Below are 14,105 nucleotides of genomic sequence, written 5' to 3'. Positions count from 1 at the left end.
AAGATTTATCCCAGATTAAATATCATTTGCTGCTTCTTCAAATCTATGACAAGCAACAAAATGATCCTCTTCTGCCTCTACATATTTAGGGTTTGAGTTAAAGCATATGTCAGCTGCAAATTCGCATCTTTTAGCAAACCTGCACCCTTGCTTCGGATTAATGGGAGATGCAATCTCTCCTCTTAATATTTGTCTTTCCTTTTTTACATCAACATTTATTGAAGGTATAGATGATAAAAGCGCATTTGTATATGGATGAAGAGGCTTTTTAAAAATTTTTTTCTTTGAAGCTTTCTCTATTAGCTGCCCCAAATACATGACCCCTACATTATCTGAAATATGCTTAACCACAGATAAATCATGAGATATGAAGATATATGTAAGGCCCAGCTTTTTTTGCAGTTCCATCATCAAGTTAAGTATCTGTGCTTGAACAGAAACATCTAAGGCGCTTACAGGCTCATCACACACAATAAACTGAGGATTTATGGATAGTGCCCTGGCTATAACTATGCGCTGCCTCCTGCCTCCGTCGAATTCGTGGGGGTAGGAATTGTATACTCTTTTTGACAAACCTACCATTTCCATTAGCTCTTCTATTCTTTCTTTTCGCTCCCCAGAGGTTTTATACAGCTTATGAATCTTAAGGGGTTCCTCGATTATCTGAGCCACAGTGAATCTCGGATTTAAGGATGCATAAGGATCTTGGAAAATTATCTGCATATTCCTTCTCATATGAATCATTTCACTTTTGCTGAAGGTTGTTATATCCATTCCTTCATAAAGTATCCTGCCGGATGTTGGCTCATGGAGTCTTAGTATAACTCTCCCAAGAGTACTCTTACCGCAGCCTGACTCGCCCACTATGCCTAAGGTTTCTCCTTTTTTGATGGAAAAAGAAACATCGTCTACAGCATGAAGCAAACCATTAGGCACTGTAAAATATTTTTTCAAATTTTTAACTTCTAATAAATAACTCATAATGCCTCCTAGAAAAGTGAAAAATGACATTTATACAAATGATCTTCACCTTTTATCTCCGGTTCTATAGTTTTGCATATGTCTTGTTTATATTTGCACCTGGGATGAAAATGGCATCCACAAGGTAAATCTGCGGAATTGGGTATCAAGCCTTCAATAGGCACCAGTTTTTCTTCATCTATATCCAGCTTAGGTATAGAGTCAAATAACCCGCGAGTATAGGGATGTTTAGGGTATTTATATACTTCGTATACACTTCCTGTTTCCACTATCTCTCCTGCATACATAATTGCAACTCTATCGCAGGTTTCAGCAACTACTCCCAAATCATGGGTTATTAACAGCATGGACATATTATATTTATTGATCAGCTCTTTTATTATCTTGAGCACTTGAGCTTGAATAGTAACATCCAGAGCTGTAGTAGGCTCATCAGCTATCAATATTTCGGGATTGCACAAAAGCGACATAGCTATAACAACCCTTTGCTTCATTCCTCCCGAAAACTGATGGGGATAATCATTATATCTGTCACTTCTTACACCTACTGTTTCAAGAAATCCTACTGCAATCTTCTTTGCCTCATGCTTGCTTGCTTTTTTATGCTTTATCACTACTTCTTCAAGCTGCTCTCCTATTGTCATAATAGGATTTAGGGCTGTCATAGGATCCTGAAATATCATTGATATTCCATTGCCCCTCATTTCCTGATTCTCTTTATCTGTGTTGTATATTAAATTTTTGTTTTTAAATATGATTTCTCCATCCGTTATTACTCCGGGAGGATCGGGAACCAGTTGCATTATAGAAAGAGCTGTAGTAGTTTTGCCAGCACCTGTTTCTCCTACCAGACCCAAGCTTTCACCTTTTTTTAAATATAAGTCAATACCGTTTACAGCTTTTACTATCTCATTGTCAGTTATATAATGAACGTGAAGATTTTTTATTTCTAATAAATTTTCCTCCATAAACTGTCCCCCTTATTTAAGTTTTGGGTCTAGCGCATCTCTAAGACCATCACCAAAGAAATTAAAGGCCAACACTATTGTAATTATTGCTAACCCAGGGAATATTGCCAAATAGGGATTCGTTTCCAAATACATACTTCCTATCCTCAATACATTTCCCCACTCAGGTATATGAGGCTCAACACCTAGTCCCAAATAGCTCAAGCTGCTTGTGGACAATACTGCCGTACCAATCCCCATAGTAGCCCTCACTATTATGGGAGCTAACGAATTAGGTATAATATGTTTGACTATTATTAATATGTCCTTTGCGCCACAAGCTCTAGCTGCTTCTACATATTCTGAGCTGGATATTCTCATTACAGTTGCTCTTACAGTCCTTGCATACACAGCTATAGAGCCTACACTAAGCGCCATTACCAGATTAAAAGTGCTTGTCCCGAAAGAAGCTATTATAGCGATTGCTAACAAAATACTCGGAACAGCATATAATACATCCATAAACCTCATAATTGCATTATCTAATTTACCTCCATAATATCCTGACACAGCTCCAAGCATTCCCCCCATGAACATAGGCAGTACGGTTACCGCTATTCCTATAATAAGAGAAATTCGGGCTCCAAAAACTATCCTTGAGAAAGCACATCTGCCAAAGTTATCTGTTCCGAAAGGATATTTTATATTGGGTTTTTGAAGTATTGCGCTATAGTTATTTTCTACAGCTATAGAATAATCAAAGGTAAGATAACTGCATAATGATAATGAAATTAGAAACACAATTACAAAAACTCCTATTACAGACATATTATTTCTAAACAGCCTATTAACAATATCTATCCATTCCACCGCAGTTTCCTTATCTTTATGCCTATACTTGCTTATAAGCACTGAAGCCAAAAGCAAAGCAAATATATTTCCTGTAATAGAAGTAAGAATCAATATCACCACAATTGGTATAATTCTCTTATCTACATTTTTGCTATCTGAATATTTTCCTGCCATTATCATGCAAAACAGATAAAATAAAGCGTTTGCAAACAAAATACCCATTCCTATCATAAATGTGTCAGCTACATTATCCTTAAATAAATTCAGTGCGGAAACAAGCATTATGCAAATAGAAACCAAAAACATATATATTGATATGGTATACTCAATGGTTTTTTTCTTCTTAATAAGAGTAAAGCCTGCTATAGCTGAAAAAATATTGCCACTGAGTACAAACAATATCATCAGGTAACCTTTAATTCTTGTAGATTTTTTTATTTCGCTGCCTTCAATTATTTCTTTCTTCAAGGCAGCAGAAATTATAAATTGGATAATTCCTTCCGCTAAGTATATGAATGAAAATAGAAGCAGGCCTTGGTTTACTGTTTTATCGATTATATTGTAGCCATTAAAAAGCAATATAAAAAATAGTATCAGAGATGCTCCCCAAGCAAAATTAATAGTTGTATACTCTTGAAATCTATTTAATTTCCTGCTAGTAGTTCTCTTAACATATTCTTTGTTTCTTTCATGTTCATTAATGCTTTTATTTTTTTTGACCGTATTGCTCATTTACAACCACCCTCCCTAATAATTTTTCATTTTAGACTTAATGCGAGGGTCTAAAAATGCATAAAGCAAATCTACTATAAGATTAATTATGCTTATTACTATTGCTACATATACAACTCCAGCCAATACTACCGGTATATCAGGTATAAATTGCTTATCTACAATATAGCTTCCTATTCCATTTATATTAAATACCTTTTCCGTAACAGCCGCGCCTCCCATCATCCCTCCAAACTGAATACCAATAACCGTAATTATAGGAATCATAGCATTTCCTAATATATGCTTGATTATTACCCTGTTTTCGCTTAACCCTTTGGCTCTTGAAGTTAAAATATAGTCCTGAAATTTCACTTCAAGCATAGAGGAACGTGTCATTCTGGCAACAGTAGCAGACAGTCCTGTTCCAAGAACAATAGCCGGCATTATAAATGAAAGCCAATTAGAGGCTGAAAATGTTGCCGGAAGCCAATTTAGCTTAATTGAAAAGTTCAAAATCAATATCAATCCCAGCCAAAAATTTGGTATAGAAAGTCCAATAAGAGCTATTAGCATAAAAATGTAGTCAAAAGAGGAGTATTGGTTAATAGCAGAAATAATCCCCGAGGGTATTGCAATTATAATAGCTACAGCTAATGAGGCAAATGTTAGCTGTAAAGTTATAGGGAATTTTCTCATAATGGCTGTAAAAATATTTTCATTGCCTACATAGGATTTCCCTAAATCAAAGGTTATAAGACTTTTAAAGAAATTAAGCAGCTGCTCAAAATAGGATTTATCAAGGCCATAAGCTTTATTAAAGGCCATTATTTGCTCTTGAGTTGCTTCTTGCCCCAAAATATTTATGACAGGGTCCGATGGAGACATGTATAATATGGTAAATACTAAGAATGCAACACCAAATACAACAAATATCATCATAAGAAGTCTTTCGATTATATACTTTAAATATGGATTCCCATAAATAAGTATGAGCATATACATAAAAATCGAAGTTATAAAAGATATAGCAAAAAAAGCTTTGTTATCCAGAAGCTTATAGAATGTGTCATGAATTCCTGATGGATATATATTATTCTCTGATGACTGCTTATCCAATTCGTACTCAACCATTTCATTAAATCTTTTTTCTGTTATCTTTTTAACCTCATTCTCAAAAGCAGCTTCCTTCATATTTTTATTTAGGAATTCAAGCTTCTTTCTGTATGAAGAAGCAGCTTCATCATATAGCCTGTCTTTTTCACCGCAGTCCATAAGCTCCTTATATATTTTGTTTTTTAAATCACAATAAGCATTGTCTTTAGAAGTAAAAACATGTTTCATTAAAACTATCATAGCAGTAGGCAGTCCAAGTATTAGAAGTACTATAGAATAAACAGGCTTTCTAATCATCTTTTTATAATTTGTTACTATATTTTTAATAAAAGCTCCGTACAAAGCTTCTTTATTTATGTTGTTCAATTTAACACCACCTAGCATAATAATTTTTTAAAAAGTTCCATTGGATTAAACTGGATATACTTTCATGTCTGGTTTGAAGACACTAACCAGAGGTAACAGATGCCTAAATACCGTATTAGCATAGATATGTAAGTGGCGTGCATACATAAGTCAAAACTGACCAAACAATGAGCCAAAGCCACCCGTATGTATAAAGCATACACTTCCATTGACTTTAGATTTTTTTATTAAGTCAAACATCCCTACTAAAACCTTGCTTGTATATATATTCTCAATAAAAACTCCTTCTTTTTTAGGAAAATCAAAAACCATTTCCTTGCTTTCATCAGTGTTTAAGCCCCATCCCATTCCCCTATAATCATCTACAAGATTACATACATTCTTTAGATTGTAATTAAACGGTATGTCCGTTATTGCTTCTATTTCCTTAATTATTTCCATGATATTTTCATTCAATATTTTATTCTCATATTCAACACTTATAATATTGATTTTAAACGGGCTTCCAAGAAGAGCATTTCCGTATATTAGTCCCGCAGCAACTCCGCCATTTGCTCCGGGAGCAAAAATTTCTTTGATTCCTATATTTAAATCCCAACATTGCTGCTGCAGTTCTATTATGGCATTAACGTATCCCATAGCTCCGTAACCTGTTGATGCTCCATTTTTTATTATGTATGGATTTTTTCCTTCATTTTTTAGCTTCATGTTTAACTCATCTACATATTTGCTTCTGTCTTCTTCAGTTACTTTGCCTATATAATGGGCATCGGAAGATATCAATTCATCAAGAAGCATATTTCCTTTTATATCTTCGGGCTTATCTCCATTAAAAATACTGATGCAGTCAAAATTCATTTTTCTACATGCGCATGCAGCAATAGTACATAAATTTGACTGTACAGGACCGGACACAAGTATTGTATCTGCCTTCTTATCCAATGCCTCTTGGAATATATATTCCAAGCATCTTATTTTATTTCCTCCAGGTCCTACACCTGTAAGATCATCCCTTTTTATATATATTTTTTTATAATTAAGTTCTTTTTCAAAGTTTGTGATTCTATGAACCGGAGTTGGAAAACATCCTATACTTACCTTTTTTACCGAATTAAGCTTAGCTCTTATATCTTTCATATTTCACCTCATAATTATATATGTATATAAATTCTAACCTCCTTTTTATTATGTTAATAAGTCTCTATATAACTTATATGCAAAATCCATACCAGCCTTTTGATGAGAAAATATAAGTATTCTTTTGGAGCAAAAAATATTAAAGGGGCTTTAAGGGAGAATTACACTTCCTTTAAACCCCTTTAATTAAACACTTTAATTAAAAGAAAGTACCCATTGTCTTAATCATTAAGAGTCTCTAATTATTCATAAATACAAGAATCATATTAAATAAAATCCCCTGGAAATATTTCTGGGGGATTTTAAGCTTTTACTTTATATATGGTTTTTTCTCTATAGCCTGTAATTACTCCTATATATCCGCCGAGCATCTTATCGGTTTCTTCATCACCAGTATCAACCAGGAAAGGATTTCCCTTCAATTGACTAAGCTTTTCTTTGGTGGCCGCAACAATAATGTTTTCCTTTCCTACGGCTTTTAATACTTTGTAGCTTAACTGCTGGTTTCCTCTTCCAAATAGGTAGCCTTGGCCGCCTATGGGCGTGATAACCAGCTTGCATTTATTTTTGCTTGTTATATCCATAAGCTGCTTTTCTGCCACATCAAGGGCAAAGAGCTCTCTATTAAGCAATACATCCACTCCCAAAAGAGTGAAGGGCAGCTTCAAATTTTCCATAATTGGTCTTGTAGTAGTGCCAGGCCCGATAATATAGTATATTCCATCTTCCATATTATCTATTATATCGAAAGCTATAGCACTTTGTGATGCTTGTTGGCTCATCGGGGTTCCGGACTTTCTGTTTTGGACATACTTTTTCTCGTAGGGAATTTTAAGATATCCATAAAGGCTTGTGTTCACTTTTCCTGCCCTATAGGCATCCTCATCTATATCAAGGACTTCCGCTTCCTCTACTTTGGTTATCCGTCCTGAAAGGTATAGCCTTGCCAGTTCACCCGCCTTTGACGGGGTTTGCGCATATACGGGAGAGTGGATCTTTACACCTGCAGGGATGCCAATTACCACAGCTTTATCTCCTATTGCCTTGTACATATCTCGCGCTGTCCCGTCGCCTCCGGCGAAAAGTATCAAGTCCACACCTTCCGACAGCATGGCTTTGCCTGCTGCCAGTGTATCGGAACTGGAGGTACCGGAGCAGTTTTGCTCATATACCAGTCTTGCATTAAAGCCCAGCTCAAGGGCTTCTTCTTCGCCCATGCTGCCGCTGCAGGTGAGAATCTCTATTTCATCCTTTATGCCCAGCAGCTCCTCCAGAGCCTTCTTAGCCCTTTGAGGAGCTCTGGGCAATGCTCCAAGCTCGAGGGCTTTATTCAAAACTCCGTCCGTGCCCTTCAGCCCTACGCTGCCCCCCATGCCTGCTATGGGATTGATTATCAAGCCTAGCTTTTTCATCTTTTCCCTCCGTGTTAATCCGTTCAATATTCCGTGTTTTTCTGTGGTTTCCGTCCTCAGACCCCAGAGCCCAGCCCTAATCTCCTGAGCTCTGAGTTCTGAATCCTGAGTTTTAATTATTTATATTTTTTCAAATAGGTTCTCCAGGTTATGGCCCACTTAGCCGGATCATCCATGCCTGACTCATCTACCTGATGGCACACGCTTCTATGTGGTGCCGTCTTTATTATTTCAGGGTTTTCATAGGCCTCTTTGAAAATATGCTTCAGGGTATCGATGTATTCATCCAAATCTTCCTTAGAGGGTGTCTCAGTAGGCTCCAAGGTAGCCGGCTCGGGTATATAGTAGGGATGATGGCTGGTCCAATAATGCATGCCAAAATCCATCATTCTTCTTTGTATATCTCCACTTGTGATGCCTGTATCCTGAGTAAGCTTCTCCAGAGTATATCTGACCTGCTCAATTCTTTGCTTGCCTCTGATATAGGGGGCATCTACACATTCTACCTCCATAAGCTTCTTGAATAGATAGTTATTGTTTAAGACTGCGATCTTTGCTACTTCATACAGGCCTTCAGCTCCCATGGACATTATCCATGCATAAGCCTTCAGCACAACCGGAGCTACGCCATTGAAGAGCCTTACTTTGCCTATGCTGTAAGGATTGTTCATAATCTCATAATTTAAGAAATACTTCTTTCCATCATAATCTATAAGGGGTGCCGGCAGGTATTTCTCCAGTTCTTTAGTCACTCCGGTAGCACCTACAGCAGGGCCGCCGCAGCCATGAGGGGTAGAGAAGGTCTTATGAAGATTGAAGAAACACATATCGAAGCCAGCTTCCTTTGCTCTGGTAATTCCTAATAGTCCGTTGGCATTGGCCTGGTCATATCCGCAAAGGCCTCCTGCTTTATGAACAAGATCGGTAAATTCCTTTACTCTAGGATTATATACGCCCGTATCTTCAGGATTTGCTACTATGAAGCCTGCAGTGCGCTCACTTACAGCTTCCTTAAAGGCTTCAAAATCCGGATATCCTTCTTCATCGGGATGAATATATATAATCTTGTAGCCTTTTACAGCAGGTGCAGCAGCATCTGATGGGTGTGAATATATGGTTGTGATTATCTCGTCTCTCTGAACTTCTTCACCCTTTTCTCTATGATAGGCTCTAATTATTGATGCCAAGGCAAAAATAGCTTGACTTCCGCCGCTGGGCTGGAAGTTGAACCTATCCATGCCCGATATTTCTCGCATATAAATATCTGTTTTATACATTATCTCCAATATTCCCTGGACTGTATCTTCATCCTGCAAAGGGTGAAGCTCCGTCATTTCAGGCATTCTAGCTAAAGCTTCATTTATCTTCGGACTGTATTTTACCGTACAGGTCCCCTGACCGATTTCTATATTTACATCAGCGCCTAGAGTTTCTTGAGATAATCTGGTATAGTGTCTCAGAACTCTTGGTTGTGAAATTTCAGGGAGCTTCGGGGCTTCTTTTCTTTTCATTATTTCAGGCAATGCAGATACTCCATCACCAACAGTCTTTACTATTTCTTCTTCTGCTTCCGGCACCAATATGCCTCTTTCGCCTTTTTTGCTTAGTTCAAATATTATTGGCTCATCCCATTTAGCCTGATGAAAATTTCTTACTTTAAAATTTCTATTAATTCTTTTCATAAATAACCTTCCTTTCTGCCAAATCCACTAGGAACGAAGGATTTCTTCTATGGCTGTTATAAGTTTGTCTATATCTGTTTTAGTATGAATTTCAGTAACACAGTAAAGCGCAGATTGACCTAGCTCAGGAAATTCTGAGGATAAGTCCTTGCCTCCGAATATTCCCTTTTGAAGCAGCTCTTTATTTATTTCCTTTACTGTCTTTCCTGCAGCATTGAAATCCACAACAAATTCTTTAAAGTTAACAGAGTTGAATCTGGAGCCGACAACACCTTTTATTTCATTTAGCCTATTAACTGCATATTGTGACTTCTGAAGTATATTCTGCCCCAATTCTTCCATTCCCTTGGGCCCCATTGTTGCAAGATAGACCCCTGCCGTTATCCCCCACAGAGCTGATTGGGTGCCTACATACTCCTTACCGTGCTCTCTATGATGACCAAAGGAGGTTCTATCATAGGCTACATCGCCAAAGCCATATTCTCCTTCAACAACAGTTGGTGCAATACCGAAAAGTCTTGACGGGAATTCCATAACGAATTTTTCTTCATCCATAGTAGCCATGAAGCCGGATTGACCTCCTCCATAGTTCATATGGATTCCTAGCGGCTGCAAGTCTCCGCATACTATATCGGCCCCGTATTTCACCGGCGGCTCCAATACTCCGAGAGAGCTTGGATCCAAGCCTACTACGCTGAGTGCACCTGCTTCATGAGCCATATCTGATATTTCTTGCCCATTTACCTCTATGAAGCCCAAATAGGAAGGATTCTCGAAGTATACTGCCGCAGTCTTCGAGGTTAGCTTTTTCTTTAAATCTTCTAAGTTCATAAGTCCTGTATTTTTGTCATACTCTACTGGGACTAAAGCTATATCCGGATCGCAATAGTTCTTCATTGCCAGATATTTTTCCCAGCACATAGCCTTAGGAACCAGCACTTCTTTTCTACCTGTTATTCTGGATGCCATTCTTAGGGCTGTGGAAGCAGCCTGTGACCAGTCCATGGTAGGTACGTTTACAACTTCCATATCAACCAATTCTGCCACAAGGCTTTGATATTCAAACAAGCTTTGGAATCTTCCAAAGTCGTTGTAAGGCTCTCCTCCGTACGCGGTGAGGAATTCACCTCTTGAATTGATTTCATCACATATGGCTGGCACATAGTGCTGCCAGCAGCCTGCTCCAAGGAAGTTGATATTATCCTTGCAGTTTTTATTCTTTTTTAGCAATCCCTCAACATGCCTCCTGAGCTCATATTCAGATTTAAAGGCTTTAGGAAGGTTCATGTTTTTTGTCAGTTTCAATTCCTGAGGCACTTCCTCGTGAAGTTCTTCCAAACTGTTTAATCCAATTTCTCTGAGCATTTCCTGCTGTACCTCAGGAACAGAGTTGGGTATATAAGGGTGATTCTTAAAACCTTTTATTGCCATATTATTCTCCTCCAGTATATAAAAATAATTATGCTATTCCACCGCCATCGACTACCAAAGCTATTCCGGTGACCCAAGAGGATAGATCGCTTGCGAGGAATAATACTGCATTTGCTATATCCTCAGGCACTCCTAACCTTTCTAGCGGTCTTCCCTTAGCTGAGTCCTTAAGGAACGCATTTACTTCACAGCCCAATTGTCTTCCTTCATCTCTCAGCATTGCTGTATCTGTATCTCCGGGGTTTATGCTGTTTACTCTGATATTCTGAGGTCCATGATCAATAGCCATAGCACGGGTGAGATTTACTATACCGCCTTTCATGGCGCAATAAGCCGCAGCTTTATCGCCGCCTTTGAGGCCCCAGCCTGAACCGGTATTTATTATACTGCCTCCGCCAATCTCTGCCATAACAGGGATAACGAATTTTGACATGAGATATGTTCCTTTTAGCCCAACACCTATTACAAAATCCCATTCCTTTTCTTCCAAATCCACTACGGTTTTTCTTACGGTAACTCCCGCATTGTTAAAAAGTATATCTATTCTGCCAAATTTGCTTTTTATATTTTCTACGGTTTTTCTGACATCCTCCAAAGAAGTAACATCACATTTAAAAAATTCTGCTGTCCTTCCTTCTTTACGTATTCTTTCAGCCGCTTCTTCCCCTTTAGGACTTATATCTACCATTGCCACCTTTGCTCCATATGCTGAAAGGAGCTCCGCAGTTCCCAAGCCTATTCCTGAAGCAGAACCGGTTATAACTGCCACCTTTCCCTCCAAATTCAGGATATCCTTTTTTTGCAACATCTTAAGCCCTCCTCGAAAAATTATTCTTATACATATATATTTGCACATTCTGTGCCAAAACCTTTTTTATGAAGTAATATTTTTCCTCCATGATAATCATAGTCCGGATCACAGATTTTCAAGGCTTCCAGCAAAAGCCGGGGGACAAGCATTTAAATGCGGCAATATATTTATGTGTCATTTTTGTCATATCAATTGTCATTAGCGTCTATAGGATATATAATTAAAGGGAGAGGTGATAGGATGAGTTATCTAGAGAATCATAAGGATATGTTGAAAACTATTATACAAATAATAAGCGATGCACTAAATCTTGATTGTGCGGTTTTTGACACCGAAAGCAATCTAATAGCCAGTACTACTCAATACCTTAAAAGAAAGGGCAGTTCAGTCCATGCCCCCTCTATTGAGGAGGTAATTTTGAATGGCAACATATTGGTAAACAAGCCCGGTTATATGAAATCCTGCATAGGCTGCCGCTTCAGGGAACATTGTCCTGCTACAATAGAGCTCCTGAACTGCATCAAGATAGAGGAACTCCCAATAGGAGTAATAGCATTAACCTCCTTCACAAAAACCGGCCACGATAAAATAGCCCATAATATTGATTTATATACTAAAATTCTGAATGAGATCACGGTTTTGATTTCAAATATGATATACAACAAGGATAAAACACGAAAAACTCTGGCTATGGAAGAGATGCTGCAATGTGCTTTAAACATCTGCGATGACAGCATGATCATCATTGACAGCGCAGGCTCCGTCTCCTATGGAAACGATTCCGCCCTAAAGCTGTTCTCCTTCTGCAGCCTATATACTCAGACAGTGCGTCAGATATTTCCTGAGCATATGAACAGCAGGATAATGAAGGGCGAAGAGATCCAAAACGAAATAGCCAGAATAACCAGTCAATATATGTTTGTAAGCAGCATGCCTATAATCCATAACGGCGCCTTTATAGGTGCGGCTATAAGGATAAGCCAGGATAGAGAAACCAAGTACAGCAAGAAGTCCGACCACAAGGCAAACAAGGATAGGTGCCTGGAGGATATCAAAGGCGACAGCTTTGCCATAAGGGATTTGAAGAAGAAAGTAAGAAAGATAGCCAACAGCTCTTCAACTGTTTTAATTACAGGAGAGACCGGAACCGGCAAAGGGCTCTTGGCAAAAGCAATACACTTTGAGAGCAGCAGGGCAAATCAACCTTTTGTAATGGTCAATTGTACAAGCATACCCGAAAGCCTTTTCGAAAGCGAAGTGTTTGGCTACGAAGAAGGGGCTTTTACCGGAGCTAAAAAGGGAGGCAAGCCGGGAAGGTTTGAGTTGGCCCAGAAAGGCACGATTTTTCTCGATGAAATAGGCGAGATACCCATGCCCATGCAAGCCAAGCTTCTGAAGGTGCTGCAGGAATATACCATAGAAAGGGTGGGTGGAATATCATCCATACCGGTGGATATAAGAGTTATTGCTGCTACTAACAAGGACCTTGAAGCTTTGATCAAGGAAAAAAAATTCAGAGAAGATTTGTACTATCGTCTCAATGTAATACCCATCAATCTTCCCCCCTTAAAAGAAAGGAAAGAGGATGTAGGCTCCTTAGCCAAAGAATTTCTGAAAAAATATAATCACAGATTGAATAAAAAGATACCCGGCTTTTCTCAGGAGGTCATGGATTTCTTTATGGATTATTCCTGGCCGGGCAATATAAGAGAGCTGGAAAACATCGTTGAATATGCCGTCAATATGGCAGAAGGCACAATCACTATTGAGGATATACCCCATAAATATTCTCAGCTCAATAAGGAAGCAAAGGAATCCATAAAATCAAAGGTTGAAAACGTAGAGCTGGAGATGATCAAGCAGTCCCTGGACAAGCATGGCTGGGATGTAAAAGGCAAGGCCCTGGCGGCGGAAGAGCTGGGCATAGGGCTCAGGACCCTGTACAGGAAACTGAAAAATATTGAGAAATGTAAGATGGAGAACACGGATTAAAACTGAATTATTCACAGATTTGCACGGAAAGTGTATTATGTTAGTCTGTCCAAATATTTCTGCTTTAATATAATGACTTCTCCGTGTAAATCCGTGCGATAATCCGCGTTAATCCGTGTTCTCCGTTCCTCTTCCGTGTTCTTTGTCCCTGATGGCTTCTATAATCTCATCTACAACCTGATCAATCCCTTTATCATTCAAGATCTGTATATCGCAATATTTTTTGTAAAGCTCGATTCTATCCTCATATAAGATCCTTAGCTGCCCTTTGCCCTTTTTAAGGAGAGGTCTCCCGGATATATCCACATCTGATAATATATCATCAAGGTTCCTGTCAATAAAAATTATTATGCCATTTTCCCTTAAAGCCCTGATATTGCAATAATTTAGCACAACGCCGCCCCCTGTGGCTATGACTCGGGGGTGTATCTTTGATACTTCCACCACCGCCTTTTTTTCTATTTCTCTGAAATATTCCTCACCGTAATTAAAAATATCAGAAATGGTTCTTGCCTCTTTTTTTTCTATATATTCATCTATACCGCAAAATTCCATATCAAGCCTTTCTGCGAGCCTCTTGCCTATTGTTGATTTGCCGCATCCCGGCATACCAATCAACACTATATTTCCGCCCATCGTATCACCGCCTTCCCCATGACCCGTAAGG

The 14,105-nt window shown here is 38.5% G+C and carries 11 protein-coding genes; 1 reads left to right on the top strand and 10 read right to left on the bottom strand.

From position 1 onward, the window contains the following. Positions 1-15: 15 nt before the first annotated feature. From AC4HCY_RS06470 to AC4HCY_RS06430, 9 genes are all read right to left on the bottom strand, one after another. Positions 16-981: an ABC transporter ATP-binding protein gene (locus AC4HCY_RS06470; RefSeq protein WP_323430738.1), complete on the bottom strand. Its 966-nt coding sequence runs from the start codon at positions 979-981 to the stop codon at positions 16-18. An 8-nt stretch (positions 982-989) separates the two neighbouring features. Then, positions 990-1,949 (bottom strand): ABC transporter ATP-binding protein, encoded by a 960-nt coding sequence (locus AC4HCY_RS06465; protein WP_323430737.1) that lies wholly within the window; start codon positions 1,947-1,949, stop codon positions 990-992. A 12-nt stretch (positions 1,950-1,961) separates the two neighbouring features. Continuing rightward, positions 1,962-3,512 carry an ABC transporter permease gene (locus tag AC4HCY_RS06460; RefSeq protein ID WP_491095624.1) on the bottom strand — a complete coding sequence of 517 codons (1,551 nt, stop codon included), beginning with the start codon at positions 3,510-3,512 and terminating at the stop codon, positions 1,962-1,964. 15 nt (positions 3,513-3,527) lie between these two features. Then, a complete protein-coding gene (locus AC4HCY_RS06455) occupies positions 3,528-4,904 on the bottom strand; it encodes an ABC transporter permease (RefSeq protein WP_442916638.1) in 1,377 nt (458 codons plus the stop codon). 219 nt (positions 4,905-5,123) lie between these two features. Continuing rightward, on the bottom strand, positions 5,124-6,110 hold the full coding sequence (locus tag AC4HCY_RS06450; protein ID WP_323430734.1) for a 1-aminocyclopropane-1-carboxylate deaminase/D-cysteine desulfhydrase: 987 nt from the start codon (positions 6,108-6,110) through the stop codon (positions 5,124-5,126). Between the two features lie 302 nt (positions 6,111-6,412). After that, complete coding sequence (locus tag AC4HCY_RS06445) at positions 6,413-7,522, bottom strand: ATP-NAD kinase family protein (protein WP_491095623.1); 1,110 nt, start codon at positions 7,520-7,522, stop codon at positions 6,413-6,415. Positions 7,523-7,638: 116 nt separating this feature from the next. Further along, entirely contained in the window at positions 7,639-9,204 is a 1,566-nt protein-coding gene (gcvPB, locus tag AC4HCY_RS06440) for an aminomethyl-transferring glycine dehydrogenase subunit GcvPB (protein WP_323431317.1), read from the bottom strand. Between the two features lie 27 nt (positions 9,205-9,231). Then, complete coding sequence (gcvPA, locus tag AC4HCY_RS06435; RefSeq protein WP_323431316.1) at positions 9,232-10,635, bottom strand: aminomethyl-transferring glycine dehydrogenase subunit GcvPA; 1,404 nt, start codon at positions 10,633-10,635, stop codon at positions 9,232-9,234. A gap of 28 nt (positions 10,636-10,663) precedes the next feature. Then, entirely contained in the window at positions 10,664-11,443 is a 780-nt protein-coding gene (locus tag AC4HCY_RS06430; RefSeq protein WP_323431315.1) for an SDR family NAD(P)-dependent oxidoreductase, read from the bottom strand. Between the two features lie 243 nt (positions 11,444-11,686). Here AC4HCY_RS06430 and AC4HCY_RS06425 point away from each other — a divergent pair, with 243 nt between their 5' ends. After that, positions 11,687-13,438, top strand: coding sequence for a sigma-54 interaction domain-containing protein (locus AC4HCY_RS06425; protein WP_491095622.1), 1,752 nt, complete (start codon positions 11,687-11,689; stop codon positions 13,436-13,438). A gap of 108 nt (positions 13,439-13,546) precedes the next feature. Here the strand turns inward: AC4HCY_RS06425 and AC4HCY_RS06420 are convergent, their stop codons facing one another. After that, entirely contained in the window at positions 13,547-14,074 is a 528-nt protein-coding gene (locus AC4HCY_RS06420) for a shikimate kinase (protein WP_323431313.1), read from the bottom strand. Between the last annotated feature and the right edge of the window lie 31 nt (positions 14,075-14,105).

It is taken from the genome of Lutispora sp. QWL-02 (assembly GCF_058315355.1).
This window is presented reverse-complemented; position numbering and strand designations above follow the sequence as displayed.